Genomic DNA, 25,774 nt, shown 5'->3' with positions numbered 1-25,774 from the left:
TCACAAGGATGCACAGCCGTTGTTCAATAAAATGATCGAATAGCAGGCGAAGCGCAACGGCCTTCGAAACACAGGCAGGACAACAGTATGACGCGCCCGAATATCCTCATCCTCATGGTGGACCAGTTCAACGGCACCTTCTTCCCTGACGGTCCCGCGGACTTCCTGCATGCGCCGCATCTGAAGGCGCTTGCCAAGCGCTCGGTGCGCTTTGCCAACAGTTATACGGCAAGCCCGCTCTGCGCGCCCGCCCGCGCCTCCTTCATGTCCGGCCAGCTGCCGAGCCGCACGCGCGTCTATGACAACGCCGCCGAGTTCGCGTCCGATATCCCGACCTATGCGCATCATCTGCGGGCGGCCGGCTATCACACGGCGCTTTCGGGCAAGATGCATTTCGTTGGGCCGGACCAGCTGCACGGCTTCGAGGAACGGCTGACAACCGATATCTATCCGGCCGACTTCGGCTGGACGCCTGACTATACGAAGCCCGGCGAGCGGATCGACTGGTGGTACCACAATCTCGGCTCTGTCACCGGCGCCGGCGTGGCCGAGATCACCAACCAGATGGAATATGACGACGAGGTTGCCTATAACGCGACCCGCAAGCTCTACGACCTTTCACGCCGCCAGGACGACCGGCCCTGGTGCCTGACGGTGAGCTTCACGCATCCGCACGATCCCTATGTGGCGCGGCGGAAATTCTGGGATCTCTACGAGGATTGCCCGGCGCTCGACCCTGAAGTCCCGGCCCTACCCTTCGACGAACTCGATCCGCATTCGCAGCGCCTGCTCGAAGCCTGCGACTATAAGGCCTTCGACATCACGCCCGAGCAGATCCGCCGCGCGCGGCGCGGCTATTTCGCCAATATCTCCTATGTCGACGAGAAGGTCGGAGAGATCCTCGACGTGCTCGAGCGTAGCCGGATGGCCGAGGATACGATCATTCTCTTCGTTTCGGACCATGGCGACATGCTCGGCGAGCGTGGGCTCTGGTTCAAGATGTGTTTCTTCGACGGCTCCTCGCGGGTGCCGCTAATGATCAGCGCTCCGGGCTGGGAACCGGCGCTGATCACGCAGCCGGTCTCGACGCTGGACGTCACGCCGACGCTCGCCGGTCTTGCCGGTCTCGATATCACCTCACTGAAGAAATGGACCGATGGCGAGGATCTGGCGCCGCTCGCCAACGGCACCGGCGACCGCAACCCGGTTCCGATGGAATATGCGGCCGAAGGCTCGATCACGCCGCTCGTCGCGATCCGCGACGGCCGCTACAAACTGTCGCTTTGCGACGCCGATCCGGCAATGCTTTTCGACCTTGATGCTGATCCGCATGAACTGACTAACCTCGCGAAAGATCCCAATCACGCGGAAGCAATGAGCCGACTAAAGGCACAGGTGGATGCGCGCTGGAGCCTGCCCACCTATGACGCAGCGGTTCGCGAAAGCCAGGCGCGGCGCTGGGTGGTTTACGAGGCGCTGCGCAACGGCGCCTATTATCCCTGGGATTACCAGCCGCTGCAGAAGGCCTCGGAGCGCTACATGCGCAACCACATGGACCTCAACGTGCTGGAAGAAAGCAAGCGCTATCCGCGCGGGGAGTGACCCGCGCGGCTGCTATCACGCCGCCTTGGCGACGTGATATTCCTTGATGGCGTCCATCTTGATGTCGGGATAGCGCTCGGACTCGTAACGGAGCGAGAAGCTGTCCTGCGCCAGGAAGACCGGGTCGCCGTCGAGATCGCGGGCGATATCGCCGCGCTTGACGGTGAGGAACTTATCGAGTTCCGCCGGCTTTTCCGACGAGACCCAACGGCACACAGAGAAGCGCGACATTTCGAAGGAGACCGGCAGGCCATATTCCTGCTGCAGGCGCTCCTTGAGAACATCGAGCTGCAGGGCGCCGACGACGCCGACGATTGCCGGTGAGCCATCCTCCGGCGAGAACAGCTGGACGACGCCTTCTTCGGCCATCTGCTGCAGCGCTTCCTTCAGCTTCTTCGCCTTCATCGCATCTTCGAGGCGCACGCGGCGCAAGATTTCCGGCGAGAAGTTCGGAACGCCCTGGAAGACCAGCGCCTCGCCTTCGGTCAGCGTATCGCCGATGCGCAGCGTGCCATGGTTCGGAATGCCGACGACATCGCCGGCATAGGCGGTATCGGCCAGCTGGCGTTGCGAGGCGAAGAAGAATTGCGGCGCGGTGAGGCCGAGCTGCTTGCCGGTACGCGCCAACCGGGCCTTCATGCCGCGCTCCAGCTTGCCCGAGCAGATGCGGGCAAACGCGATGCGGTCGCGATGGTTCGGGTCCATGTTCGCCTGAATCTTGAAGACGAAGGCGGTCATCTTGTCTTCATTGGCATGGACGGTGCGGATGTCCGCAACCTGATCGCGCGGCGGCGGAGCGAACTCGCCGAGCGCGTTGATGAGATCGCGAACGCCGAAATTGCGCAACGCCGAGCCGAAGAAGACGGGCGTCATATGGCCTTCGAGGAAAGCCTGACGGTCGAACGGGCGGCAGGCTTCGATCGCCAGCTCCGTCTCGTCGATGAAGGCCTGGCGCTCGTTTTCCGGCAGGCGGTTGGCGACGCTCTGCGGCCCGTTGACCGGCGTGCCCTCGACTTCGGTATCGGAGCCGCGGACGGTGTTAGCGGCGATGTTGTAAGAGCCGCAGAATGTCTTCGAACGGCCGATCGGCCAGGTGATTGGGGCGGTATCCAGCGCCAGCTTCTCTTCGACCTCATCGAGGATCTCGAAGGGATCGCGGCTTTCGCGGTCCATCTTGTTAATGAAGGTGATGATCGGGATGTCGCGCATGCGGCAGACTTCGAACAGCTTCAGCGTCCGCGGCTCGATACCCTTGGCGGCATCGATGACCATGACGGCAGCATCCACCGCCGTCAGCGTGCGGTATGTATCGTCGGCGAAGTCTTCGTGACCGGGCGTGTCGAGGATGTTGAAGACGTTGTCGTCATATTCGAAGGTCATGACCGAGGTGACGACCGAGATGCCGCGCTCGCGCTCGATCTTCATCCAGTCGGAGCGCGTCTGGATGCGGTCCTTCTTCGCCTTGACTTCACCGGCGAGCTGAATGGCGCCGCCGAACAGCAGCAGCTTTTCGGTGAGCGTCGTCTTGCCCGCGTCCGGGTGCGCGATAATAGCGAATGTGCGGCGGCGGGAGACCGCCTCGGCGAGTGTTTCGGCCATCATGTGAATCCTGTGGAATTGCGGGCTATCTAGCGATTTAGGCCGGGCTTTGCAATTGACCTTCGGCGGCCGGACGCAAAGTAATGCCCCCATGAACATCCAAAGCGACCTCCGCCCGAAGCTCAACCTCGTCCGCCTGGCAAATGGCGAAGGATTGGACCTGCCCTCCTACGAAACATCGGGGGCAGCCGGTATGGACCTGCGCGCGGCCGTCGATGAGGGCGCACCGATGACGCTGGCGCCGGGCAAGCGCGCGCTTGTGCCGACCGGATTCATCTTCGAAGTGCCCGACGGTTTCGAGGCGCAGATCCGCCCGCGTTCCGGGCTTGCCTTCAAGAACGGTATCACCTGCCTCAACACGCCCGGCACCATCGACAGCGATTACCGCGGCGAGGTGAAGGTACTGCTGATCAATCTCGGCGAAGAGCCTTTCGAGATCAGCCGTGGCATGCGCATCGCCCAGATGGTGATTGCGCCCGTTACCCAGGTGCGCGTTGCCGAGATCACCGAGACGAGCGCCACGGCGCGCGGCGCGGGTGGCTTCGGCTCCACCGGCGTATGAGCGCGGCAGCGGACACGACGGGCCTCACTTTCCGGCAGGATTATTTTGCCGACCACGCAGCTTGGCAGGCGCTGGTTTCGCTTCTCCATGACACGTTCGGCATCGACATCGGGCCGTTGATGCAGCTCGGCGGGCCGGATGCGACAAGCATGCCGTTCGGCTGGTTTGCCGGGGACGGGACGCTGGCCGCCAATCTCTCGGCCTTCGCCATGCCTCTCTTGATAAACGGCCGCCGGATCAATGCGGCCGGTCTGCAATCCGGCGCGGTGCGGCCGCCTTGGCGCGGGCGCGGCCTTTATCGCGATGTGACGACGAAGGCGCTCGACTGGTGCGCAGCGCAAGGCTTCGAGGCCATCGTGCTCTATACCGACAAGCCGGCGCTCTATGAGCCCTATGGCTTCCGAACGTTGCCGATGCACAGCTTCAGCGGCGATGCGCCGACGCCTGTTTTCGCAACGCAGGGCCGGTCGATCGATCCGCGCAAAGCGGATGATCTCGCTTTGCTGCAGGACCTGCTGGTACGGCGCGAGCCGGTCTCCGGTACGCTTGCCGTGGTCTCAAGTCCGGCGATGTTCCTGATCAATACACAGCTCGACCCCGATATGAGGCTCACCTTCATAGAGCAGCTGTCGACCGTTATCGCCTGGAAGCTCGATGGCGGGACATTGATCCTGCTCGACGTGCTCGCCGCATCGATTCCGCCGCTGGCCGCCATTCTGGGCGGCCTCGGTGTTCGGCCTGACCGGGTGGAAGTATTCTTCCGCCCCGACAAGCTTGGCTGGAATGGCGAGCCCACGCCGGTTTCGGCGCATGGGACACATTTCATGATCCGCGGCCTGGACGGTCTGGCGCTGGATGCGCCGGCCATGCTTTCGCCGATGGCGGATTTCTGATCAGACCGGCGGCAGGCGGCGCTTGACCGGCGATGACTTGATCATCGACGTGTTGGTCTCCGCGCGTTCCGCGATCTTGTCGAGGATGCCGTCCAGCTCCCCCATCGAGCGCACGACCAGCCGGGCGATAAAGCAATCGTCGCCCGTCACCTTGTCGCATTCGATGAATTCGGGAATCTCCTGGATGAGCTTCTCGACGATGTGCAGCTGGCCTGGAAGCGGGCGGACGCGGACGATCGCCTGCAGGGGGTAGCCAAGTGCGGCCGGATCGATGTCGATGGTGAAGGCCCGGATGATGCCGCGCTCCTCCAGGCGCCGCAGACGCTCGGCCGCGCTCGGCGAGGACATGCCGGCCGCCTGGGCGAGTTCTTTCAGGGACAGGCGGGAATTGACGGCGAGCGCATCCAGCAGCTTCTGGTCCGTTTCGTCTATTCTATCAGAATTAGCCACATAGCCCCTTTCGCCTAAATTTATTAGGCCAAATGCTTCCCTTTTGCGTCGCACGATATAGAGACGGCTCTGGTTGCGCAATAATCTCCGTTTCCATCAAGGGAGAGTTTCGATGCAGAGCGAGATCAGGCGCGGAAGTGCGGAAATGACGGCGGCGATGCTGATTTCAGGCAGCATCGGCTGGTTCGTCGTGATGTCGGGCCAGGCGGTCGGCAATGTCGTGTTCTGGCGTTGCCTGTTCGGGGCAATCACCCTGCTCATTATCTGCGCGGTGCTCGGACTTCTCAATCCGCGGCTTCTGTCGCTGAAAAGCTTCGGTATCGCCGTCTTCGGCGGCGTCGCCATCGTGCTGAACTGGCTGCTGCTGTTTGCCTCCTATTCGCATGCGTCGATTTCGATCGCCACGACGGTCTACAACACCCAGCCTTTCATGCTGCTGGCGCTAGGCGCGGCCTTTCTCGGCGAAAAGATCACCGGCACCAAACTTTTCTGGCTGGGGCTTGCCTTCGCGGGCATGATGGCGATCGTCGAGGCGAAGCCGGATAGCGGTGCCGTCAGCGGCAGCTACGGCCTGGGGGTCGCGCTGGCGCTCGGGGCCGCCTTCTTCTACGCGCTGGCAGCGCTGGCCGCCAAATGGCTGAAGGGCACGCCGCCGCATCTGATCGCGCTCATCCAGGTTTCGACCGGCATTCTGATGCTGGCGCCTTTCGCGGACTTCTCCGCCATGCCGGCGACACCTGCAACCTGGTCGCTGCTGGTCACCATGGGCGTCGTTCATACGGGGCTGATGTATGTGCTGCTCTACGGCGCGATCCAGAAGCTGCCGACGCATCTGACGGGCGCGCTGTCCTTCATCTATCCGATCGCGGCGATCGCCGTCGACCGCATTGCCTTCGGCCACGCGCTGCAGCCGCTGCAGGTGGTCGGTGCGGCGATCATCCTTCTCGCAGCCGCCGGTATGAATCTTGGCTGGACGCCGGGGCGCTTCCTGCGTGTGGTCAGAAGCTGATATCGGCGGCTTTCGACAGCCTGACGCCATGCGCGCCGGCGCCGAAGCCGCCGAGTACGGCATTGTGATGCGCGATGATCTGCTCGAAGCCGAGCACGCCGTTGTCACCGCTCATATGGCCGTCCGATATCAGCGTGACATCGAAGCCGAGCGAGACGGCGCGGCGCACCGATGTATCGATGCAGAAGGGCGTGACGCAGCCGCCGATGACGAGATGGGTGATGCCGCGACCGCGCAGCTCCGCCTCAAGCGGCGTTTCGAAGAAGGCGTCGCAGGCCTCCTTGTTGATCAGCAGTTCGCCCGGCAAGGGCGCCACTTCCGCCCTGATTTCCCAGCCCTTGCTGCCCCTGGCGATGGGGTCGCCCTCGGCCTCGTCATGCTGGACGATGATGACGGGGACGGTTTCCGACCGGGCTTTGCCGAGCACCGCTGCCAGCCGCTTGGTCACGCCGTCATAGGCCTGCTGGATCACCGGCACGCGGTCGTCAGCACCCATGCCTTCGAGCACGGCATTCTGGATATCGATCAGCAGCAAGGCCTTGGTCATGTCATTCCCCATGAATTCATTTTCGAAGTTGCTTGAAAGCGATTTCGCACGGTCGTAAATAGGCGGCAACGAGGGAGAGACAAATGACGATCGCAGCGCTCATTGCCTATAGCGGCGCATTGTTCATCGCAGCCGCCATTCCGGGGCCGGGTATCACGGCGATCGTCGCGCGGGCACTCGGCTCGAATTTTCGCGAGACCTTCTTCATGGGTCTCGGCCTGGTGCTGGGCGACATGACCTATCTGACGGCGGTCATTCTCGGCCTCGCATTCGTGGCGCAGACCTTCACCGAGATCTTTCTCGTCATCAAGTTCGCGGGCGTAATCTATCTCTGCTACATCGCCTACAAGCTTTGGACATCGGGGCTGCTGCCGCAGGATATCGCGGCGCGCAAATCGAGCAGCGTCGGCATGTCGTTTCTTTCGGGCCTGCTGGTAACGCTCGGGAATCCGAAGACGATGCTGTTCTACGTGGCGCTGGTGCCGACGCTGATCGACATCCATGCGATCGGCCTGCGCGAATATGGATTGCTGCTGACAGCCACCTTCATCGTGCTCCTGAGTGTTCTGATCCCCTACATGCTGCTTGCAACCCGCGCCCGCAGCATGCTGAAGCAGCCGCGCGCATTGCAGGCGCTGAACCGGACGGCGGCCGGCATTCTGGCGGGCACGGCAGCCTTCATCGCCACTCGCGCAGCCTGAAAAATTCGTTCGTCAAACGGCGGTTTTAAAAGGATTTTTTCTCCTTCATGCCGTCGTGGCGGAGGGCTCAGTCTGGCTTCCATCCGCCTTTGACCCTATTCTCTCGGCAACACACTTAAAGGGAGAGCACGCATGTCGAAGAAACCGGGCCGCGGCCGCATCTATTCGTCCATCACCGAGACCATCGGCGATACGCCGATCGTGCGCCTCGACAAGCTCGCCAAGGAAAAAGGCGTCAAGGCCAACCTTCTGGCGAAGCTCGAGTTCTTCAACCCGATCGCTTCCGTCAAGGACCGTATCGGCGTAGCGATGATCGAGAGCCTGGAAGCGCAGGGCAAGATTTCGCCCGGCAAGACGACGCTCGTCGAGCCGACCTCCGGCAATACCGGTATTGCGCTTGCCTTCGCGGCTGCCGCCAAGGGCTACAAGCTGATCCTGACCATGCCGGAGACGATGTCGGTCGAGCGCCGCAAGATGCTGGCGCTGCTCGGCGCCGAGCTGGTGTTGACCGAGGGACCGAAGGGCATGAAGGGCGCGATCGCCAAGGCCGAGGAACTGGCCGCGACGCTGCCTGACGCGATCATTCCGCAGCAGTTCGAAAACCCTGCCAACCCCGAGATCCACCGCAAGACGACGGCCGAGGAAATCTGGAACGATACCGACGGCAGCGTCGATATTCTCGTTTCCGGCATCGGCACCGGCGGCACGATCACCGGTGCAGGACAGGTGCTGAAGTCGAAGAAGGCCAGCATCAAGGTGATCGCCGTCGAGCCGGAAGAATCCCCGGTTCTCTCCGGCGGCCAGCCAGGCCCGCACAAAATCCAGGGCATCGGCGCCGGCTTTGCGCCTGCGATCCTCGACACCAAGATCTACGACGAGGTCGTCACCGTCAACAGCGCACTGGCGATGGAAACCGCCCGGCTCGTCGCAAAGATCGAAGGCGTGCCGGTCGGCATCTCCTCGGGTGCGGCACTTGCCGCAGCCATCAAGGTGGGAAGCCGCGAAGAAAACGCCGGCAAGAACATCGTGGTGATCATCCCGTCCTTCGCCGAGCGCTATCTGTCGACGGCGCTGTTCGATGGGCTTGGGGGCTGATCAGCGAATAGCGAATAGCGAATAGCGAATAGCGAATAGCGAAGCTTGCTCGGCGTCACCGTCTGGCAAGCTTTTCTTTTTCTATTCGCTATTCGCTACAAACTATTCGCTCTTTCATGCTGCCGCGGTCAGCCGTTCTCCTGCGATGCGATAGGAAATCGCTTCGGCGAGATGGATGCGGCCGACAGTTGCCTTGCCGTCGAGATCGGCGAGTGTGCGCGCCACTTTCAGGACCCGATGATAGCCGCGGGCGGAGAAGCGCATCTTCTCGGCGGCATCGCGCAACAGCTGGAGCCCTCCGGCATCCGGCTCGGCATATTTCTCGATCAATGCTGTCGAGCAGCGGGCGTTGGTGGTGATGGTATTGAGACCTGCAGCGATGAAGCGGTCGGCCTGCAGTTCGCGGGCGCGGGCGACGCGGGCGGCGATCGTGCTGCTTGCCTCGGCCGGCATCGGGCGGATCAGGTCTGCTGCGGAAACGGCCGGGACGTCGATGCGGATATCAATGCGGTCCATGAGAGGACCCGAGATACGGGCCTGATAATCGGCCTGGCAACGGGGACCGCGGGCGCAGCTATGGCCAGGCTCGCCCGCCATACCACAGCGGCAAGGGTTCATGGCGGCGACCAGCTGGATGTTGGCGGGATAGGTCACGCGGTGATTGGCGCGGGCGATGATGCATTCTCCGGTTTCCAGTGGCTGGCGCAGGGCGTCGAGCGCCTGCGGCGAGAATTCCGGGAACTCGTCGAGAAAGAGAATGCCGTGATGGGCGAGCGACGCCTCGCCGGGACGGGCGCGGAGCCCGCCGCCGACCATGGCGGCCATCGTTGCCGAATGGTGCGGGGTGCGGAACGGCCGCCGGTCCGAAAGCTTGCCGCCGGAGAGCTGACCGGCGATCGAATGGATCATCGACACTTCGAGCAGCTCGGCTGCCGACAACGGCGGCAGGATGGAGGGCAGACGGGCGGCAAGCATCGACTTGCCGGAACCGGGCGGGCCAACCATCAGCAGGTTATGGCTGCCGGCGGCCGCCACCTCCAGTGCGCGCTTGGCGCTTTCCTGGCCCTTGATGTCGGCGAGATCGGGAAGGTTTGCGGCATTGGCGCGGATCGATGGCTCCGGCCGCGACAGAACCTGCGTGCCGCGGAAATGGTTGGCGAGCGCGATGAGGCTTCGCGGCGCGAGGATATCGAGCTGCGTTCCGGCCCAGGCGGCTTCCGGGCCGCTTTCAGCCGGGCAGATCAGCCCCTTGCCGAGCGCATTGGCGCCGATCGCCGCCGGCAGCGCACCGGCGACGGGCGCGATCGTGCCATCGAGATTGAGTTCACCCAGGACGACATAATCCGAGAGCGCATCCGCCGGGATGGCGCCGAGAGCGGCCATAAGGCCGAGCGCGATCGGAAGATCGATATGCGAGCCTTCCTTGGGAAGATCGGCGGGCGCGAGATTGACGGTGACCCGCTTTGCCGGAAGTGCCAGTCCCGATGCGTGGAGCGCTGCCTGCACCCGCTCGCGGCTTCCGCAACCGCCTTGTCGGGAAGCCCGACGATCTGCATGCCGATCTTGCCGGGAGCGACCATCACCTGGACCTCGACCGGAACGCCTTCAATGCCGTGGAATGCAACCGTACTGACGCGTGCGACCATGCCCCTGCCCCCGCAACCAACTACATCGCGTATTGCGACCCTTCATGGCCGCGGATTGCAATCTGGCATAGTAAATAGAATAAAACAAGAACAATAAATGAACAGATTCACGTCCCCGCTGCACTCAGGTTGCAGCGGGTTGTATCAGACCCTCAAATGAGAACAAAAGTCCTGAAAAATCAGGCGCGCTTGCGCTCGATCGCATCCCAGAGGAGGCTGGCGATATCGGCACCGCCGAACTTCTTGACCTCGCGGATGCCGGTCGGAGAGGTCACGTTGATCTCTGTCATGTAGTCACCGATGACATCGATGCCGACGAGCAGGAAGCCGCGTTCGCGTAGGGCCGGGCCAATACGCTTGCAGATTTCCTGCTCGCGCGCGGTCAGTTCGGTCGCCTCGGCGCGGCCGCCGACATGCATGTTCGAGCGGCTGTCGTGCTCTGCCGGGACGCGGTTGATCGCGCCAACGGGTTCGCCATCGACGAGGATGATGCGCTTGTCGCCCTTGCGCACGTCAGGCAGGTACTGCTGGGCGATGAAGGGCTCGCGGAAGAGCTGGCCGAACATTTCGAGCAGGGAGGAAAGGTTGCGGTCGTCCTTGGTCGAATGGAAGACGCCGGCGCCGCCATTGCCGTAGAGCGGCTTCAGGATGATATCGCCCATCTCGTCGCGGAAGCGGCGGATTTCGGCGGCGTCCTTGGTGATCAGCGTCTTCGGCATCAGGTCGGCGAATTCGGTGACGAAGATCTTCTCAGGCGAATTGCGGACCCAGGCCGGATCGTTGACGACGAGCGTTTTCGGATGGATGCGCTCGAGAAGATGGGTCGAGGTGATGTAGGACATGTCGAAGGGCGGATCCTGGCGGAGCAGGACGACATCCATGGTCGAGAGATCGATACGCTCGGGCGCGCCGAGCTCGAAATGATCGCCCTTGACGTCGCGCAGGATCATCGGCTCGACCGAGGCGAAGAGCTGGCCGTCGCGGAAGCTCAGGCGATCGGGCGTATAGTGGAAGAGCTTGTAGCCCCGGGTCTGCGCCTCAAGGCTCATGGCGAAGGTGGAATCGCCTGCAATGTTGATGCCCGAAACATGGTCCATCTGGACCGCTACGTTCTTGATCTTGGCCATTTCCGTCCCTCACTGAATGCCGGACAGATGTAGGTCGCAAGAGGGTCGAACGCAACGGTCAATCAAGGACTTCGCAGCATCGCCATCAAGGATTTTTCAAGCGGCGAGGCCCTGCTGGCCGCTATTGCGCAGCATGTTGCGAAGACGATAGGCGAGCGCGACCGGCTTCGGGAAAGGCTTGCGCAGGAAGGCGACCTTGCGGACATAGGTGTCGACACGCCAGCTTGCCCAGGTGCCACCGGCAAAGAAAGCGACATCGCCGGCGCGCAGCATGCGCTCGGTGCCGTCCTCGGCGGTGATATGCACTTCGCCTTCGAGGATCATCACCGTTTCGTCCCAGCCGAAGAACCAGCGGAATTCGCCTGCCGTGCAGTCCCAGATCGCCGTCAGCGAGGCTTCGTCATGGCCGCGGGAATGCTCGGCGGTGCGCGCCTGCGGGTCGCCGCTGACGATCCAGTCAGGATTGATCGGCGTCGATTTCATCGGCAGGTGATCGCTCGAATGCGCGATGAAGGACTTGCCGCGCGGCATCGCCACGGCATACGGCACAGTGCGCGCAGCCATCGCGACCGCACTTGCAAGCATAAGCTTCCAGGCCATGAAACACCCCGTTTACTACCCCGATGTTCGGGCAATAACAGAGGAGTCGTAAGAGAGGCGTTCAAGCGGCTGCTAAAATTTTAACAGATCCTGCCGATGCCTATCGGACCGCTTCGGCCGTAACCGCCGCATTCGATGCCTGCGCCGCACCACTGCCGATCCGCTTGCCGGTGTCAGCCGCGAAGAAATGCAGCTTCTCGGGCGCGATGACGAAGCGCATTTCTGCGGTCATCGGCGTTTCCGGCGAGACGACCGCGGTCAGCTGCTGGTCGCCGAGCAGGCCGTGGACGAGACGCTGCGAACCGAGCTCTTCGACATATTCGACGGCGAGCGGCATGGCGTATTCATCCGGCTTGGCGAGGCGCAGATCTTCGGCACGCATGCCGATGGTGACCGGGCCGGATGTCGGCGCATTGCCTGCGAGATCGATCAGGCTCGGGCCGATCGCCAGCTTGTCGCCATGCAGCTCGCCCTTCAGCAGGTTCATGGCGGGAGAGCCGATGAAGCTGGCGACAAAGGTCGAGGCGGGCGTGTGATAGACTTCGAGCGGCGCGCCAATCTGCTCGATATGGCCACCGTTCAGAACGACGAGGCGGTCCGCCAGCGTCATTGCTTCCAGCTGGTCGTGGGTGACGTAGATCGACGTCGTGCCGAGACGGCGCTGCAGGCGCTTGATCTCGCCGCGCATGGAGACGCGCAGCTTCGCATCGAGGTTGGACAGCGGTTCATCGAAGAGGAAGACAGCGGGCTTGCGGACGATGGCGCGGCCCATGGCAACACGCTGGCGCTGGCCGCCGGAGAGAGCCTTCGGCTTGCGCTCGAGATACTGCTCAATCTGCAGCATGCGGGCGGCTTCGGCGACGCGGGCATCGATCTCCGCCCGCGGCGTCCCACGGTTCTTCAGGCCGTATTCGAGGTTCTGGCGCACCGACATATGCGGATAAAGCGCATAGTTCTGGAAGACCATGGCAATGTCGCGATCGGCAGGTTCGACATTGTTGACGACGCGGTTGCCGATTTTCACCTGTCCTTCGGAGATGCTCTCGAGACCGGCGATCATGCGCAACAGCGTGGACTTGCCACAGCCGGACGGGCCGACGAGGACGATGAACTCGCCATCGCGGATGTTGATGCCGACATCCGAAACGGCCTTGACGCCGCCCTGATAGATCTTGCCGACACCTTCTACATCGATAGAGGCCATTGTCACTTCTCCGTTTCGACCAGGCCTTTGACGAAAAGGCGCTGCATGACGATGATGATGAGGACCGGCGGCAGGGCGGCGAGAATGACGCCTGCCATGACGAGGTTCCATTGGGTGTCGCCGTCCAGTACCGAGGCCAGACGCTTGATGCCCATGACCGCGGTGTAATAGCCGGGATCGGTGGTGATCAGCATCGGCCAGAGATACTGGTTCCAGCCATAGATGAAGAGGATGATGAACAGCGCCGCGATATTGGTGCGCGACAGCGGCAGCAGGATATCCCTGAAGAATTTCATGGCGCCTGCGCCATCGACGCGAGCCGCTTCCATCAGCTCTTCCGGGATCGTCAGGAAGAATTGACGGAACAGGAAGGTTGCCGTCGCCGAGGCGATCAGCGGGATGACGAGGCCCGGATAGGAATTCAGCATGCCGAGGTCGGCGACAACCTTATAGGTCGGCAGGATGCGAACTTCGACCGGCAGCATCAGCGTCAGGAAGATGATCCAGAAAGCGACCATGCGCAGCGGGAAGCGGAAATAGACGATCGCAAAGGCGGAGATGATCGAGATGGCGATCTTGCCGACGGCGATCAGCACGGCCATCAGCAGGCTGTTTGCCAGCATCAACGCGAAAGGCGGCGCACCGGCCACCGAATTGCCGGCGCTCAGCAGCTGGTCGAAATTGGCAACCAGCTGATCGCCCGGAAGCAACGGGGTGAGGCCGCTCATGAAGTCGGTCGGACCATGGGTGGCGGCGATGAAGGCGAGGTAGACAGGGAAGACCACCGTGACGACGCCGACGATCAGGATGAAGTGCGTGAGGACGTTCAGAAAGGGGCGGTTCTCGATCATCGCTCGGGCCTCAATACTGTACTTTTTTCTCGATCCAGCGGAACTGGACGACGGTGAGGACGACGACGATCAGCATCAGCACGACGGACTGCGCGGCCGAAGGGCCAAGGTTCAGCCCGACGAAGCCATCGGCATAGACCTTGTAAACAAGCGTGTTCGTCGATTGCGACGGGCCGCCAGAGGTCGTGGAGTCGACGATCGGGAAGGTGTCGAACAGCGCGTAGGTGACGTTGATGACGGCCAGGAAGAACGTCGTCGGCGAAATCAGCGGGAAGACCACCGTCCAGAAGCGCTTGAACGGACCGGCGCCATCGATCGACGCGGCCTCGATCACCGACTGCGGGACGGATTGCAGGCCGGCGACGAAGAAGAGGAAATTGTAGGAGATCTGCTTCCACGCCGAGGCGATGACGATGAGGATCATCGCGTCATCGCCATCGAGGCGGTGGTTCCAGTCATAGCCGAAGTGGCGAAGGATATAGGGCAGAATGCCGATGCTGGGGTTGAACATGAACCACCAGAGCAGACCGGCGGCTGCCGGCGCCACCGCATAGGGCCAGACGAGCAGCGTCGTATAGATGCGGCCGCTCTTCAGCACGCGATTGACGCAGACGGCGAAAAGCAGCGACACGCCCATCGACAGAACGGTGACGGAGACCGAGAAGATCAGCGTCACCCAGAGCGCGTTCATGTAATCGCTGCTGCCGAAGAGCTTCGTGTAGTTGGCGAACCAGACGAAGGTGGTCTTCATGCCGAATGGATCTTCGCGCAGGAATGACTGGCGAAAGGCCTGGAAAGCCGGCCAGATGAAGAAGACCAACGTGACTGCGAGCTGCGGCGCCAGAAGGAAATATGGCAGGACGCGGTTCGAGAAGATTGTGCGCTTTGTCTGCATGGCTCGCCCGATATGGAAAGGCCCTCCCCGGAGCGGGGAGGGCTTGGCTTCAGCCTCGAAAGCTTAGTTCGAGTTTGCTTCTTCGAATTCGCGCAGGATGGCGTTGCCTTCCTTGACGGCTTCGTCGAGCGCCTGCTGGGCGGTCTGCTTGCCGGACAGCACGGTTTCGAACTGCTGGTCGATGACGTCACGGATCTGCGTCAGGTTGCCGAAACGAACGCCCTTGGAATTGTCGGACGGCGTGCCGCGCAGGATCTGCTTCAGGCCAACGTCAGAGCCCGGGTTCTTTTCGTAGTAACCCTGCGACTTGCCGAGGTCGTAAGCAGCAGTGGTGATCGGCAGGTAGCCAGAGAACTGGTGCCAATCAGCCTGAACTTCCGGCTGGCTGAGGTAGGTGTAGAACTTGGCAACGCCCTTGTAGACTTCCGGCTTCTGGCCGTTCAACGTCCAGAGCGTCGCGCCGCCGATGATCGAGTTCTTCGGATCCTTGGTGACGTCGTCGTAGTAGGGCAGCGTCGAGAAGCCGACCTGGAAGGCCTTGGCGTTGTTGATGACGCCAGCGCGCGAGCCCGAGGAGCCCATGTAGATGGCGCATTCCTGCGAGTAGAACTTCGGAGCTGCATCGGGGCCGCCGCCCGGGCCGCCGTACTGGAAGTAACCGGCATCCTGCCACTTCTTCAGGTCGGTCCAGAGACGAGCCTGGTTCGGGCCGTTGAAGCTGAGTTCAGCCTTGGTGCCGCCGAAGCCGTTCTGCAGCGTGCCGTACGGCAGGTCATGGATGGCCGAGAAGTTTTCGAGGCCGAGCCAGGTTGCAGCATAGGTGATGGTAAAGCCGCACTTGGCAGCGCCGGAATCCACGATCTTCTTGGAGAATTCTGCCAGTTCGGCATAGGTCTTCGGAGCGACTTCCGGATCAAGGCCAGCCTTCTTGAAGACGTCCTTATTGTAATAGAGGATCGGCGTCGAGGAGTTGAACGGGAAGGAGAGGATGTTGCCTTCCGGGTCGGAATAGTAACCGACGACGGGAGCGATGAACTTCGACGGATCCCACGGCTCGCCTTCATCGGCCATCAGCTTGTAGACCGGATAAACGGCGCCCTTGGCGGCCATCATCGTGCCGGTGCCGACTTCGAAGACCTGAACGATAGCCGGCTGCTGACCTGCGCGGAAAGCGGCGATAGCGGCAGTCAGGGTCTCAGGATAGGTGCCCTTGAAAACCGGGGTCACGTGATATTCGGTCTGGCTGTCGTTGAACTTCTGAACGATCTGCTCGAGCTTCTGCCCGAGTTCGCCACCCATCGCGTGCCACCAGGTGATCTCGGTTGCGGCGAACGATGCCGACGAAGACAATACGACCGCGGCAGCGGCCAGAGAAAACGTCTTGAACATGGATAAATCCTCTCCACCAATTGTTGGGGTGAGGAAGCCAATAGAGGCCTTCCGTGACGTCTCCTTTACATTTGTATGACAGAAAAATTACAAATGCACGCCTATGCAAGACCGCTAAAAGGCATTGGGGAAATGCCGGGGCAGCCGGCCCGGAAGCACTGCGATGATATCGTAGCGTTGCGATAGCAGGTGGCCGTTGGTCTGACGCGCGAGCCAGAGATCGCTCGCATCGCGGATGCGCTTCTGAGCCGCATAAGAAACGGCATCGACCGCGACCCGCTCATCGCGCCGGGCGTTGACCTCGACGAAAACGGCAAGATCGCCCTTTCGGGCAATGATATCGATCTCGCCAAGCTTGGTGCGATAGCGGAAAGCCGCGATGCGGTAGCCCTTCATCAGCAGGTAGAGCGCCGCCACATATTCGGAGAAATGTCCGCGGCGGAGCGCCTTTTGTCTGCTGACGCTCGTGCCGCTATCGCTCATCAGGCGCCCTTCATGTCGAGGAGGCGCTGATAGAGTTCCTTGCGCGGCAGACCGGTGAGCCGCGCCGCTTCGGCTGCCGCTTTCGCCGTTGGCATGGTGCCGGAGAGATCGGCAAGGATCGCATCGACGTCAGCGGCGTCGGCCGGTTTTTCCTCTGGCGGCGCGACGACGAGGACGATTTCGCCTTTCACATTATCGTTCTCGGCATAATAGGCGGCGAGATCGGCAAGCGTGCCGCGGCGAAACTCCTCGTAGGTCTTCGTCAGCTCGCGGCAGACGGAGGCCATGCGATCGCCGCCGAGCACGTCGGCGGCCGCCGAAAGCGTCGCGCCGATGCGGTGGGGCGATTCAAAGAAGAGTAACGTGGCGGGGGTCGTCGCGAGCTCGCCGAGCCGGTCGCGCCGCGCCTTGTCCTTGACGGGAAGAAATCCGGCAAAGAGGAAGGCGTCGTTCGGAAGGCCGGAGCCGACGAGTGCGGCGAGCGGCGCCGAGGCGCCGGGGATCGGGATGACGCGGTACCCGCTGTCGATCGCCGTCTGCGCCAGACGGTAACCCGGATCGGAAACCAGCGGCGTTCCGGCATCGGAAACGAGTGCGACGGACTTTCCGGCCTCCAGTGCCTGCAGCAGGCGCGGCCCGGCCTCGTCGGCATTATGTTCGTGATAGGCGAAAGGGCGGTTCTGAATGCCGTAGCGGTCGAGCAGCACGCGAGTGACGCGCGTATCCTCGCAGGCGAGCACATCGGCACCGGCAAGCGTTTCGAGCGCGCGAAGCGTGATATCGCCGAGATTGCCGATCGGCGTTGCGACCAGATAGAGCGCCGCCTCAAGCGGGCGCGCGGGTATGCTGACATTGTGCAAGCGGTAGGTGCGATGCTTGCCGCCCTCGCCCGCCGTCTCTTCATGACTCAATTTCAAAGGCCCTCTCTGGCGTCGGCCCTTTATGCGCGCAGGCTTCGTTCGCGGCAAGGGTTCGGATTTCTGTGAGGATCATCGTGTAAAACCACCTTTGCAGCCGCGCAAAGCCTTGCACCCCTTGCAATGCCCGGCAAAGTTCTGCCATTTTGCCCGTCCACTCCTCCGGCCATGGAGCCGGAAAGGCATTTTCTGGCGCGCCTGCGCGCCCGGACAGTCACGGTCGAAAGCGGTAGCATCCCATGCGTATTACTATTGAGCGTTCCAATCTCCTGAAGTCGCTGAACCACGTTCACCGCGTCGTCGAACGCCGGAACACGATCCCGATCCTGTCCAACATCCTGCTGCGTGCCGACGGCCAGAACCTCGACATGAAGGCGACCGACCTTGATCTCGAAGTCACGGAAGCGACGCCCGCCAATGTCGAACAGGCCGGCGCGACCACCGTTCCCGCCCATCTTCTTTACGACATCGTCCGCAAGCTGCCCGACGGCTCGGAAGTTCTGCTTGCGACATCGACGGATGGCGGCTCGATGACCGTGCAGTCCGGCCGCTCGAAATTCTCGCTGCAGTGCCTGCCGCAATCCGACTTCCCGGATCTGACCGCCGGCACCTTCACGCATTCCTTCAAGCTGAAGGCAACGGATCTCAAGATGCTGATCGATCGCACCCAGTTTGCGATCTCGACCGAAGAGACCCGCTATTACCTGAACGGCATCTTCTTCCACACGATCGAAAGCGAAGGCGACCTGAAGCTGCGCGCTGTTGCGACCGACGGTCACCGTCTCGCCCGTGCCGACGTCAAGGCGCCGTCGGGCTCCGAGGGCATGCCGGGCATCATCATTCCGCGCAAGACCGTTGGCGAGTTGCAGAAGCTGGTCGACAATCCCGAGGCGATGGTCACCGTCGAAGTTTCCGACGCCAAGATCCGCCTCAGCATTGGCTCGATCGTCATGACATCGAAGCTGATCGACGGCACTTTCCCCGATTATCAGCGCGTCATCCCGACCGGTAACGACAAGGAAATGCGCGTCGATTGCACGACGTTCGCGCAGGCTGTCGACCGCGTCTCGACCATTTCTTCCGAGCGCGGCCGTGCCGTGAAGCTGGCGCTTTCCGAAGGACAGCTGCTGCTCACCGTCAACAACCCGGACTCCGGCAGCGCGACAGAAGAAGTCGCAGTCGGATACGACACGGACGCGATGGAAATCGGCTTCAACGCCAAATATCTGCTCGACATCACTGCGCAGCTTTCCGGCGATCAGGCCGTGTTTCTGCTGGCCGATGCCGGTTCGCCGACGCTCATTCGCGACACGGCCGGCGATGATGCGCTCTACGTTCTGATGCCGATGCGCGTGTAAACGCGCGTCGCATTTGGCGGGCAAAGTTTTCAGATTGCGACGTTTGGTCTTGTTTTACTGCTGGATGATTGCAATTAGATAGCCAGCGGTTTGTTGCTTGACGAGGAGGATGGCATGGCGTTGCGGCTGAAAGAACGGCTCGGCAAAAAGTTCGATGAGGAAATTCGCTTCTTCAAGGGCATGATGCAGGGGCCGAAAACCGTCGGCTCCATCGTCCCTACCTCCTCCATCACCGCCAAGAAGATGGCGAGCGTCATCAACCTCAACTCCGGACTGCCGGTGCTGGAGCTTGGACCGGGAACCGGCGCCATCACCAAGGCCATTCTGGGACGCGGCGTAAAGCCGGAGCGGCTGGTTGCCGTCGAATATTCGACGGACTTCTACAATCACCTCGTCCGCCTCTACCCCGGCGTCCACTTCATCAACGGCGACGCCTTCGATCTCGACACGACACTGGGCGCGCTGAAGGGCCAGACCTTTGATTCCGTCGTTTCGGCCGTGCCGCTTCTGAACTTCCCGATGCAGGCGCGCATCGCGCTGCTCGAAAGCCTGCTCGACCGCATGCCGGCCGGCCGGCCGGTGGTGCAGATTTCCTACGGTCCGGTTTCGCCGATCATCGCCCGGCCGGAGCGCTATCACATCCAGCATTTCGATTTCATCGTCCGCAACATCCCGCCAGCCCAGCTGTGGATCTATCGCCGCGGCTGATGTTCGCGCTCTATATCACCCACCCGCAGGTCAGGATCGATCCGGATGTCCCCGTTCCGCAATGGGGGCTGTCGGAAACCGGTGCTGCGCGTGCTCGGCAGGCGGCGGCGCTCCCTTGGGCGCGGCAGCTGCAGCGGATCGTCTCCAGTGACGAGACGAAGGCGATCGAGACCGCCGAGATACTCGCGGCCTCGGCCGGGATCGGTATCGAGATCGTCCACGGCATGCATGAAAACGACAGGTCGGCGACCGGCTTCCTGCCGCCGCCGCAGTTCGAACAGGCGGCCGACTGGTTTTTCGCCCACCCGGACGAGAGCTTCAAGGGCTGGGAGCGGGCGCGGGATGCGCAGGCGCGTATCGTTTCGGCCGTCGATCGGATCCTCGCGGCCCATGACCAGAGCAAGCCGATCGCCTTTGTCGGCCACGGCGGCGTCGGGACATTACTGAAGTGCCATCTCGAGGGCCGGCCGATCGGGCGCGACCGGGACCAGCCCGGCGGCGGCGGCAATCTCTATGCTTTCGCTCTTGCGGACGGGCGCCTATCGTGCGACTGGACGCCCATCGAAAGCTGGCAGGGGTGGATGAAATGAACGCACGCGAACGGTTGATCGTCGGGCTCGATGTTCCGACACTTGGCGAAGCGGAAAAGATCGTTTCGACGCTCGGCGATGACGTCCTCTTCTACAAGATCGGCTACCAGCTGGTGTTTGCCGGCGGGCTGGAATTTGCCCGCGAGCTCGCCCAGAGCGGCAAGAAGATCTTCCTCGACATGAAGCTCCTCGATATCGACAACACCATCGCATCCGGCGTCGAGAACATCGTCAAGATGGGCATGTCGATGCTGACGCTGCACGCCTATCCGAAGGCGATGAAGGCTGCCGTCGAAGCCGCCAGGGGTTCCGACCTCTGCCTGCTCGGCGTCACGGTGCTGACCTCGATGGACGAGCAGGACCTGATCGCAGCCGGTTATGAATACGACCCGCATACGCTGGTGCTGCGCCGCGCCGAACAGGCGCTCGCCGCCGGCATGGGCGGCATCGTTTGCTCGGCCGAGGAATCCGCCGCCGTCCGCAAGATCGTCGGCCCCAACATGGCGATCGTCACCCCGGGCATCCGTCCGGCTGGCAGCGAAAAGGGCGACCAGAAGCGTGTCATGACACCGGCCGATGCCCTGAAGGCAGGCTCCAGCCACCTCGTCGTCGCCCGCCCGATCGTCAAGGCTGCCGATCCCAAGGAAGCTGCCCGCGTCATCCTCGCGGAAATGGATGCGGCACTCCCCGCCTAACGATTGCCCGAGACCTGATTATCCGCGTCGTTGTCGACGATCAGAGCCGGGCTGCCGCCTGGCAGCCTGTTGCCGGTGACCGAATTGTGCCGCGCGAAGTCCCGCGAGTTCAGGCTGCTGCCAAACGGATAGGCGGGATCGTTGAAACAATAGCGGCTGTTTCCCTGCCTGCTGCCCAGCCAGACGGCAGGCTTGGCGCCGAACGCCTTGTCATAGCGGAAGGTGTTGCCGCTGATCACGTTGCCCTGTGGCGCCTGATGACGGATCGTTCCGCCCTCGCCGCAGTTGCGGTAGAGAAAGATGCCGCCATTGACTGGATCGGTGAATGTATTGCCGGCGATCCGGTTGTTTGCCGCGCCATCGAGCGCAATCTGCTCTCGGCTCCTCGTTCTGATGTCGAAGACGTTGTTCTCGACGAGATTTCCAGCGGACTCGGCATCGAAGTAGACGGCGACGCTGCTCGTGCTGCCGTTGAACTGGGACTTAGAGAGATCGAGGCCCGTCGTCCCCGGTCCGGCGTAGAGCGGTATCCGGCCATTGGCGATGAAGGTCACGTTGCTGATGGTGATCCTGCCGGGCGCAGCGGCTTGTGCACGAGCGGTATGCCCCTCGGAGACCGACGACTGCTTGAGCCACGGTCCCTGACCATTCTCCGCCATGCCGATGATGCGAAGGTCGCCTTTGATGGTGCAGTTGCGAATGGTGATGTCATGGGGCGCGTCCCAGCTGCCATCCGGCCGGCGGATCGAGCTGATGGCCAGCGTATGCGCCTTGTAGCCCGTTCCATCCAGAATGCCGCTGCCGCAATCAACGATCGTGCCGGAGGCCGCGGCGCCCGACAGCTGGATCGGCGCGCGGATGACGTCTGCGGCATCGAGCAGCAGGTTGCAGGAAATCTCGACCGGCTTCGCAGCGCCATCGGCAGCTTTCAACGCAGCAACCGTCTTTGGCATGCAGGCCTTCGCGGCTGCCGCGGAGGCCGATGGAGCAAACGGCGCCGCCGCCAGCATGACAGCGTGAAGTGCGATGGCGGCATTGCATTTCATTCGGCTTCCCCAACCTCCGCCAGCGCGCCTTCCGCGCGCTGTTGCCGCCATTGACCCTTGCGCCAATTTGGCTGAAGACAGACGCCAACGTCAATCGGAGGAAAATCATGGCCAAGGGATACTGGATTGCGCGCGTCGATGTTCGCGATGCCGAGCGCTATAAGGATTACGTCGCGGCGGCGAAGCCTGCCTTCGAGAAGTACGGCGCCAATTTCCTGGCGCGTGGCGGGGCGATTACCGAGCTCGAGGGCAAGGCGAGGGCGCGCAATGTGGTGATTGAGTTCCCGTCGATGCAGGCTGCCGTCGATTGCTACAACTCGCCGGAATACCAGATCGCCGCCAAGATCCGCCAGGAAGTGGCGGATGCCGAAATGGTGGTTGTCGAAGGCATCTGAAAGCGCTTTCGCAGATGCGAAACTCGGCTGCGATGGGCCTTTCCGTCGCCGCCGGATTCGGCTAATACGGGAGCCAACAAACACTCCTTCCCAAGCCTTTCGAGGAAACTGCCATGACCCTTGCCAACCTGCCGCCGCTCGTTACCGTGTTCGGAGGCTCCGGCTTCGTCGGCAGGCATGTGGTTCGTGCGCTTGCCAAGCGCGGCTATCGCATCCGCGTCGCCGTTCGCCGCCCGGATCTCGCCGGCTTCCTGCAGCCGCTCGGCAATGTCGGCCAGATTTCCTTCGTCCAGGCAAACCTGCGCTACCGCCAGTCGGTCGAGCGCGCCGTCGAGGGTTCCGACTGTGTCGTCAACTGCGTCGGCATCCTGCTGGAAACCGGCCGCAACACTTTCGACGCCGTCCAGGATTTCGGCGCCCGCGCCGTAGCAGAAGCTGCCAAGAATGCGAAGGCCCGTCTGGTCCACGTTTCGGCGATCGGTGCCGACGAGAAGTCGGAATCGCACTATGCCCGCAGCAAGGGCCGCGCCGAAACTGCTGTACTCTCGATCAAGAAGGACGCCGTGATCTTCCGTCCGTCGATCGTTTTCGGACCCGAGGACAGCTTCTTCAACAAGTTCGCCGACATGGCCCGCCTCTCGCCGGTTCTGCCCGTCATCGGCGGCGGCACGACCAAGCTGCAGCCGGTTTACGTCGAAGACGTCGCTGAAGCCGTTGCCCGCGCTGTCGATGGCAAGGCCGTTGCCGGCAAGATCTACGAACTCGGCGGCCCCGAGGTCCTCAGCTTCCGCGAATGTCTGCAGACGATGCTGAAGGTAACGGCGCGCAAGAACCCGCTGGTTTCGATGCCGGCCGGTATTGCTTCGCTGATCGGCAGCATCGCCTCGCTGATCCCCTTCGTTTCGCCGCCGATCACGCCGGACCAGGTTCGCCTGCTGAAATACGACAACGTCGTCTCCGCCAAGGCTGAGAAGGACGAGCGCACGCTGAAGGGCCTCGGCATCACGCCGACGATGGTAACCTCGGTTCTGCCGTCCTACCTCGTGCATTACCGCCCGCACGGCCAGTACACGGGAACCGGCAAAGCCGCCTGATTCGTCCGTTAGCATTAACTGAAGCGCCGCCTGAGGATTTCCACAGGCGGCGCGTGTGTTTTGGGCGAAGTGTCAAATCTGGCGCAAGTTTCGCGTGTTTTTCTGCGCCCCGAACCGGATTGGCGTTGCATAAAAGACGCATGAAAAAATTAGTGAAATTAACGTCACATTTAGCAGGAACATTTATTGCTATTTGCCATTCCACTGACTACACACCCGGCGCGCAGGTAGCGGCTCACGAGGCTTGGCAGGCGCGTTCAATCGATTTGAAAGGCTTTATACCGATGGGCAAGTCAATCGCGCTTCTCTTTGCGTGTGCGGCACTGGTTATCCTGGCTGGCTCCTTCATCGCGCCCGGTTCGGTCGCGGCTGTTAAGGAAGGCTGTGCGCCGGCTTACGGCGTCGATCCCTGCTCGACGGCAAGCATCCCCAACTAAGCGGGATTATTCCCGCGCGGCGCGCATGAGCGTCGCTTTCACGGGATCAGCATCTTTTCCATTTCCAGATTGGTATCCAGCCCTCTGCCCGCAGGCAAAGGGCTGTTTTTCGTTCAGGCTCAGGCGATCATGCCGGCATAGGCCATGCCGAGCAGGATAGCGCCGAGGATGATGCGGTAGATCGCAAAGAGGGTGAAGCGGTTGCTCTGGATATAGGAGAGCAGCCATTTGACGGCGATGAAGGCAACGATCGTCGAGACGACGAAGGCAATGCCGAGGGCAGTCCAGTCTTCGTTGGCGGCACCGCCATCCTTGACGGTTTTCAACAGCTGGTAGGCGCTTGCCGCATACATGGTCGGGATGCCGACGAGGAAGGCAAATTCGGTCGCGGCGGCGCGATTGGCGGTTCCGGCGAGCATGGCAACGAAGATCGTTGCGCCGGAGCGCGAGGTGCCCGGGAAGATGCCGGCGACGACCTGGGCGATGCCAACGAGAATGGCGACCATCCAGGTGATGTCCTTATAGGGAGGCTTCTTGGCGGCTGCCCATTCGGCAAAGATCATCCAGAAGCCGCCGATAATCAGCGCCCAGGCGATCGGAGTGGCGTTTTCGGGCAGTTCGAAGCCCAGCTTCTTGACGATCAGGCCGAGGACGGCGGTGATCAGGAAGGCGACGATGAGCCTCGAGGCATAACGGCGGTTCTTCGGTTCGCGCCAGCCGATCACGAGATCGACGAGGCGGCGCCAGTAGATGATCGTGACTGCCAGAATGGCGCCTGCCTGAATGACAATATTAAACGTATCGGACCGGGCTCCGAGCCACTGCTCGGCAATGATGAGGTGGCCGGTGCTGGAGATCGGCAAAAATTCCGTAATCCCCTCGATAATACCCAGGATGATCGCGTTTATATATTCCATCTATGGTCTCCGGTTAAAACTCCAGGCCGCCGAATCAGGATCCGCGCGGGTTTCGGCAGCGGGCACTCATTCGTCATCAGGATGGCGGAAAAAGGCCGGATCCTCCAAAGGTCATGAAAAATCCATCATTGGCCGCGCTTAGAGGCGCTTCAAACCTGCTTCACGGTTGAAGCCGCCATCCAATCCTATATCTTTCTTAAACTGTAATTGTTAGGAGTTTGAGAAGGACACAATGTCGCCGAAACGCGGGCGGACCGAAAACTCATAATGCCAGTACTTTATCATCATCCCATGTCGACATCCTCCCGGTTCATCCGGCTGGTGCTTGCAGAATACGGCTATCAGGTCGATCTCGTTGAAGAGCAGACCTGGGACAAGCGCCGTGACTTTCTGGCGCTCAATCCCGCCGGGACGCTGCCCGTCTACGTGGACGACAGCATGCGGGCGCTCTGCGGCGCGACTGTCATTTCCGAATATCTCGACGAAACCCATGGTGTGCTGAAGCGCGACCGGCGGCTGCTTGCCGAAGACCCGTTCCAGCGCGCGGAAATCCGCCGTCTCGTCGAATGGTTCATGCAGAAGATGGAGACCGACGTGACGCGGCCGCTGGCCCGCGAGCGGGTCTACAAGCTGCAGATGACCGCCGAACAGGGCGGCGGCGCACCTGACTCCAAAATGCTGCGCACGGCGCGCAACAACATTCGCCAGCATATGAAATACGTGACCTGGCTTGCCGGTTCGCGCCAGTGGCTGGCAGGCGAGCGGATGAGTTATGCGGATCTTGCTGCGGCGGCCTCGATCTCGATCCTCGACTATCTCGGCGAGATCGAATGGACCGAAGCGCCGATCGTCAAGGACTGGTACCAGCGCATCAAGTCGCGCCCGTCTTTCCGGCCGCTGCTCAACGAGCGCGTTCGCGGCCTGACGCCCGTTTCCCATTACGCCGACCTGGATTTCTGACGGG

Annotated in this window: 27 protein-coding genes and 1 pseudogene; 14 read left to right on the top strand and 14 right to left on the bottom strand. The window is 62.0% G+C overall.

Going from position 1 to position 25,774, the window contains the following annotated elements:
- Positions 1-87 precede the first annotated feature (87 nt).
- Entirely contained in the window at positions 88-1,602 is a 1,515-nt protein-coding gene (gene betC, locus ACEN84_RS10590; RefSeq protein WP_199626012.1) for a choline-sulfatase, read from the top strand.
- A gap of 15 nt (positions 1,603-1,617) precedes the next feature.
- On the opposite strand, the gene ACEN84_RS10585 is transcribed toward betC, so the two are convergent.
- Complete coding sequence (locus ACEN84_RS10585) at positions 1,618-3,201, bottom strand: peptide chain release factor 3 (RefSeq protein WP_203430030.1); 1,584 nt, start codon at positions 3,199-3,201, stop codon at positions 1,618-1,620.
- 91 nt (positions 3,202-3,292) lie between these two features.
- Between ACEN84_RS10585 and dut the strand changes: the two genes are divergently transcribed.
- Together dut and ACEN84_RS10575 are read left to right on the top strand one after the other, a co-directional pair.
- The gene (gene dut / locus ACEN84_RS10580) at positions 3,293-3,763 is read left to right on the top strand and encodes a dUTP diphosphatase (protein ID WP_130279250.1); all 471 of its coding nucleotides are present in this window, start codon (positions 3,293-3,295) and stop codon (positions 3,761-3,763) included.
- Complete coding sequence (locus ACEN84_RS10575) at positions 3,760-4,656, top strand: GNAT family N-acetyltransferase (RefSeq protein WP_413710822.1); 897 nt, start codon at positions 3,760-3,762, stop codon at positions 4,654-4,656. The genes dut and ACEN84_RS10575 overlap by 4 nt, the downstream gene beginning before the upstream one ends.
- Here ACEN84_RS10575 and ACEN84_RS10570 read toward each other — a convergent pair whose 3' ends face one another.
- Positions 4,657-5,106 (bottom strand): Lrp/AsnC family transcriptional regulator, encoded by a 450-nt coding sequence (locus tag ACEN84_RS10570; RefSeq protein ID WP_112713840.1) that lies wholly within the window; start codon positions 5,104-5,106, stop codon positions 4,657-4,659.
- Between the two features lie 112 nt (positions 5,107-5,218).
- Between ACEN84_RS10570 and ACEN84_RS10565 the strand changes: the two genes are divergently transcribed.
- Positions 5,219-6,115 carry a DMT family transporter gene (locus ACEN84_RS10565; protein ID WP_413710821.1) on the top strand — a complete coding sequence of 299 codons (897 nt, stop codon included), beginning with the start codon at positions 5,219-5,221 and terminating at the stop codon, positions 6,113-6,115.
- On the opposite strand, the gene ACEN84_RS10560 is transcribed toward ACEN84_RS10565, so the two are convergent.
- Positions 6,105-6,662 carry a cysteine hydrolase family protein gene (locus ACEN84_RS10560; RefSeq protein WP_413710820.1) on the bottom strand — a complete coding sequence of 186 codons (558 nt, stop codon included), beginning with the start codon at positions 6,660-6,662 and terminating at the stop codon, positions 6,105-6,107. The genes ACEN84_RS10565 and ACEN84_RS10560 overlap by 11 nt on opposite strands.
- A gap of 83 nt (positions 6,663-6,745) precedes the next feature.
- On the opposite strand from ACEN84_RS10560, the gene ACEN84_RS10555 reads away from it, so the two are divergent.
- A complete protein-coding gene (locus tag ACEN84_RS10555; protein ID WP_112713844.1) occupies positions 6,746-7,363 on the top strand; it encodes a LysE family translocator in 618 nt (205 codons plus the stop codon).
- A gap of 132 nt (positions 7,364-7,495) precedes the next feature.
- Positions 7,496-8,458 (top strand): cysteine synthase A, encoded by a 963-nt coding sequence (gene cysK / locus ACEN84_RS10550; RefSeq protein WP_413710819.1) that lies wholly within the window; start codon positions 7,496-7,498, stop codon positions 8,456-8,458.
- Positions 8,459-8,572: 114 nt separating this feature from the next.
- Here the strand turns inward: cysK and ACEN84_RS10545 are convergent.
- The 9 genes and pseudogenes from ACEN84_RS10545 to rsmI all read right to left on the bottom strand — a co-directional run bounded on the left by ACEN84_RS10545 (position 8,573) and on the right by rsmI (position 17,564).
- A pseudogene (locus tag ACEN84_RS10545) lies at positions 8,573-10,104 on the bottom strand (YifB family Mg chelatase-like AAA ATPase).
- Between the two features lie 179 nt (positions 10,105-10,283).
- Entirely contained in the window at positions 10,284-11,231 is a 948-nt protein-coding gene (gene gshB, locus ACEN84_RS10540; RefSeq protein ID WP_413710818.1) for a glutathione synthase, read from the bottom strand.
- A 96-nt stretch (positions 11,232-11,327) separates the two neighbouring features.
- Entirely contained in the window at positions 11,328-11,831 is a 504-nt protein-coding gene (locus ACEN84_RS10535; RefSeq protein ID WP_413710817.1) for a cupin domain-containing protein, read from the bottom strand.
- 100 nt (positions 11,832-11,931) lie between these two features.
- The gene (locus ACEN84_RS10530) at positions 11,932-13,035 is read right to left on the bottom strand and encodes a sn-glycerol-3-phosphate import ATP-binding protein UgpC (RefSeq protein WP_413710816.1); all 1,104 of its coding nucleotides are present in this window, start codon (positions 13,033-13,035) and stop codon (positions 11,932-11,934) included.
- A 2-nt stretch (positions 13,036-13,037) separates the two neighbouring features.
- Entirely contained in the window at positions 13,038-13,886 is an 849-nt protein-coding gene (ugpE, locus tag ACEN84_RS10525; protein WP_112713856.1) for a sn-glycerol-3-phosphate ABC transporter permease UgpE, read from the bottom strand.
- A 10-nt stretch (positions 13,887-13,896) separates the two neighbouring features.
- Positions 13,897-14,781, bottom strand: coding sequence for a sn-glycerol-3-phosphate ABC transporter permease UgpA (gene ugpA / locus ACEN84_RS10520; RefSeq protein WP_413710815.1), 885 nt, complete (start codon positions 14,779-14,781; stop codon positions 13,897-13,899).
- A gap of 63 nt (positions 14,782-14,844) precedes the next feature.
- A complete protein-coding gene (ugpB, locus tag ACEN84_RS10515; protein ID WP_199626003.1) occupies positions 14,845-16,170 on the bottom strand; it encodes a sn-glycerol-3-phosphate ABC transporter substrate-binding protein UgpB in 1,326 nt (441 codons plus the stop codon).
- A 114-nt stretch (positions 16,171-16,284) separates the two neighbouring features.
- Positions 16,285-16,653 (bottom strand): YraN family protein, encoded by a 369-nt coding sequence (locus ACEN84_RS10510; RefSeq protein ID WP_413710814.1) that lies wholly within the window; start codon positions 16,651-16,653, stop codon positions 16,285-16,287.
- Positions 16,653-17,564 (bottom strand): 16S rRNA (cytidine(1402)-2'-O)-methyltransferase, encoded by a 912-nt coding sequence (rsmI, locus tag ACEN84_RS10505; RefSeq protein WP_413711291.1) that lies wholly within the window; start codon positions 17,562-17,564, stop codon positions 16,653-16,655. The genes ACEN84_RS10510 and rsmI overlap by 1 nt, the downstream gene beginning before the upstream one ends.
- Before the next feature lie 245 nt (positions 17,565-17,809).
- Between rsmI and dnaN the strand changes: the two genes are divergently transcribed.
- The 4 genes from dnaN to pyrF all read left to right on the top strand — a co-directional run bounded on the left by dnaN (position 17,810) and on the right by pyrF (position 20,921).
- Positions 17,810-18,928, top strand: a complete 1,119-nt coding sequence (gene dnaN, locus ACEN84_RS10500; RefSeq protein ID WP_112713866.1) for a DNA polymerase III subunit beta — start codon at positions 17,810-17,812, stop codon at positions 18,926-18,928.
- Positions 18,929-19,042: 114 nt separating this feature from the next.
- Entirely contained in the window at positions 19,043-19,636 is a 594-nt protein-coding gene (gene pmtA, locus ACEN84_RS10495) for a phospholipid N-methyltransferase PmtA (protein ID WP_112713868.1), read from the top strand.
- On the top strand, positions 19,636-20,226 hold the full coding sequence (locus ACEN84_RS10490; RefSeq protein WP_413710813.1) for a histidine phosphatase family protein: 591 nt from the start codon (positions 19,636-19,638) through the stop codon (positions 20,224-20,226). Before pmtA ends, ACEN84_RS10490 begins: the two co-directional genes overlap by 1 nt.
- Complete coding sequence (gene pyrF, locus ACEN84_RS10485) at positions 20,223-20,921, top strand: orotidine-5'-phosphate decarboxylase (RefSeq protein ID WP_413710812.1); 699 nt, start codon at positions 20,223-20,225, stop codon at positions 20,919-20,921. The genes ACEN84_RS10490 and pyrF overlap by 4 nt, the downstream gene beginning before the upstream one ends.
- Here pyrF and ACEN84_RS10480 read toward each other — a convergent pair.
- Complete coding sequence (locus ACEN84_RS10480; RefSeq protein WP_413710811.1) at positions 20,918-21,874, bottom strand: right-handed parallel beta-helix repeat-containing protein; 957 nt, start codon at positions 21,872-21,874, stop codon at positions 20,918-20,920. The two genes, pyrF and ACEN84_RS10480, sit on opposite strands and share 4 nt — an antisense overlap.
- A gap of 200 nt (positions 21,875-22,074) precedes the next feature.
- On the opposite strand from ACEN84_RS10480, the gene ACEN84_RS10475 reads away from it, so the two are divergent.
- The 3 genes from ACEN84_RS10475 to ACEN84_RS10465 all read left to right on the top strand — a co-directional run bounded on the left by ACEN84_RS10475 (position 22,075) and on the right by ACEN84_RS10465 (position 23,893).
- A complete protein-coding gene (locus ACEN84_RS10475) occupies positions 22,075-22,362 on the top strand; it encodes a DUF1330 domain-containing protein (protein WP_112514160.1) in 288 nt (95 codons plus the stop codon).
- A 113-nt stretch (positions 22,363-22,475) separates the two neighbouring features.
- Positions 22,476-23,456 carry a complex I NDUFA9 subunit family protein gene (locus tag ACEN84_RS10470; protein WP_130279266.1) on the top strand — a complete coding sequence of 327 codons (981 nt, stop codon included), beginning with the start codon at positions 22,476-22,478 and terminating at the stop codon, positions 23,454-23,456.
- 140 nt (positions 23,457-23,596) lie between these two features.
- Positions 23,597-23,893: a hypothetical protein gene (locus ACEN84_RS10465; protein WP_130279267.1), complete on the top strand. Its 297-nt coding sequence runs from the start codon at positions 23,597-23,599 to the stop codon at positions 23,891-23,893.
- Between the two features lie 119 nt (positions 23,894-24,012).
- On the opposite strand, the gene ACEN84_RS10460 is transcribed toward ACEN84_RS10465, so the two are convergent.
- Positions 24,013-24,810: an undecaprenyl-diphosphate phosphatase gene (locus ACEN84_RS10460; protein WP_112713881.1), complete on the bottom strand. Its 798-nt coding sequence runs from the start codon at positions 24,808-24,810 to the stop codon at positions 24,013-24,015.
- Positions 24,811-25,077: 267 nt separating this feature from the next.
- Between ACEN84_RS10460 and ACEN84_RS10455 the strand changes: the two genes are divergently transcribed.
- Positions 25,078-25,770, top strand: a complete 693-nt coding sequence (locus ACEN84_RS10455) for a glutathione S-transferase family protein (RefSeq protein WP_130279268.1) — start codon at positions 25,078-25,080, stop codon at positions 25,768-25,770.
- The last annotated feature ends 4 nt before the right edge of the window (positions 25,771-25,774 follow it).

It is taken from the genome of Rhizobium sp. Rhizsp82, assembly GCF_047325115.1.
In the GTDB taxonomy this organism is placed as follows: Bacteria; Pseudomonadota; Alphaproteobacteria; order Rhizobiales; family Rhizobiaceae; genus Rhizobium.
The sequence above is the reverse complement of the archived record's forward strand: the minus strand, read 5'-3'. Positions and strand labels throughout refer to the sequence as shown.

Excerpts from the sequence above, each read along its gene's own strand:
- betC (WP_199626012.1), top strand. The coding sequence starts at position 88 with ATGACGCGCCCGAATATCCTCATCCTCATGGTGGACCAGTTCAACGGC.
- ACEN84_RS10585 (WP_203430030.1), bottom strand. The coding sequence starts at position 3,201 with ATGGCCGAAACACTCGCCGAGGCGGTCTCCCGCCGCCGCACATTCGCT.
- dut (WP_130279250.1), top strand. The coding sequence starts at position 3,293 with ATGAACATCCAAAGCGACCTCCGCCCGAAGCTCAACCTCGTCCGCCTG.
- ACEN84_RS10575 (WP_413710822.1), top strand. The coding sequence starts at position 3,760 with ATGAGCGCGGCAGCGGACACGACGGGCCTCACTTTCCGGCAGGATTAT.
- ACEN84_RS10565 (WP_413710821.1), top strand. The coding sequence starts at position 5,219 with ATGCAGAGCGAGATCAGGCGCGGAAGTGCGGAAATGACGGCGGCGATG.
- ACEN84_RS10560 (WP_413710820.1), bottom strand. The coding sequence starts at position 6,662 with ATGACCAAGGCCTTGCTGCTGATCGATATCCAGAATGCCGTGCTCGAA.
- ACEN84_RS10555 (WP_112713844.1), top strand. The coding sequence starts at position 6,746 with ATGACGATCGCAGCGCTCATTGCCTATAGCGGCGCATTGTTCATCGCA.
- cysK (WP_413710819.1), top strand. The coding sequence starts at position 7,496 with ATGTCGAAGAAACCGGGCCGCGGCCGCATCTATTCGTCCATCACCGAG.
- gshB (WP_413710818.1), bottom strand. The coding sequence starts at position 11,231 with ATGGCCAAGATCAAGAACGTAGCGGTCCAGATGGACCATGTTTCGGGC.
- ACEN84_RS10535 (WP_413710817.1), bottom strand. The coding sequence starts at position 11,831 with ATGGCCTGGAAGCTTATGCTTGCAAGTGCGGTCGCGATGGCTGCGCGC.
- ACEN84_RS10530 (WP_413710816.1), bottom strand. The coding sequence starts at position 13,035 with ATGGCCTCTATCGATGTAGAAGGTGTCGGCAAGATCTATCAGGGCGGC.
- ugpE (WP_112713856.1), bottom strand. The coding sequence starts at position 13,886 with ATGATCGAGAACCGCCCCTTTCTGAACGTCCTCACGCACTTCATCCTG.
- ugpA (WP_413710815.1), bottom strand. The coding sequence starts at position 14,781 with ATGCAGACAAAGCGCACAATCTTCTCGAACCGCGTCCTGCCATATTTC.
- ugpB (WP_199626003.1), bottom strand. The coding sequence starts at position 16,170 with ATGTTCAAGACGTTTTCTCTGGCCGCTGCCGCGGTCGTATTGTCTTCG.
- ACEN84_RS10510 (WP_413710814.1), bottom strand. The coding sequence starts at position 16,653 with ATGAGCGATAGCGGCACGAGCGTCAGCAGACAAAAGGCGCTCCGCCGC.
- dnaN (WP_112713866.1), top strand. The coding sequence starts at position 17,810 with ATGCGTATTACTATTGAGCGTTCCAATCTCCTGAAGTCGCTGAACCAC.
- pmtA (WP_112713868.1), top strand. The coding sequence starts at position 19,043 with ATGGCGTTGCGGCTGAAAGAACGGCTCGGCAAAAAGTTCGATGAGGAA.
- ACEN84_RS10490 (WP_413710813.1), top strand. The coding sequence starts at position 19,636 with ATGTTCGCGCTCTATATCACCCACCCGCAGGTCAGGATCGATCCGGAT.
- pyrF (WP_413710812.1), top strand. The coding sequence starts at position 20,223 with ATGAACGCACGCGAACGGTTGATCGTCGGGCTCGATGTTCCGACACTT.
- ACEN84_RS10480 (WP_413710811.1), bottom strand. The coding sequence starts at position 21,874 with ATGCCAAAGACGGTTGCTGCGTTGAAAGCTGCCGATGGCGCTGCGAAG.
- ACEN84_RS10475 (WP_112514160.1), top strand. The coding sequence starts at position 22,075 with ATGGCCAAGGGATACTGGATTGCGCGCGTCGATGTTCGCGATGCCGAG.
- ACEN84_RS10470 (WP_130279266.1), top strand. The coding sequence starts at position 22,476 with ATGACCCTTGCCAACCTGCCGCCGCTCGTTACCGTGTTCGGAGGCTCC.
- ACEN84_RS10465 (WP_130279267.1), top strand. The coding sequence starts at position 23,597 with ATGAAAAAATTAGTGAAATTAACGTCACATTTAGCAGGAACATTTATT.
- ACEN84_RS10460 (WP_112713881.1), bottom strand. The coding sequence starts at position 24,810 with ATGGAATATATAAACGCGATCATCCTGGGTATTATCGAGGGGATTACG.
- ACEN84_RS10455 (WP_130279268.1), top strand. The coding sequence starts at position 25,078 with ATGCCAGTACTTTATCATCATCCCATGTCGACATCCTCCCGGTTCATC.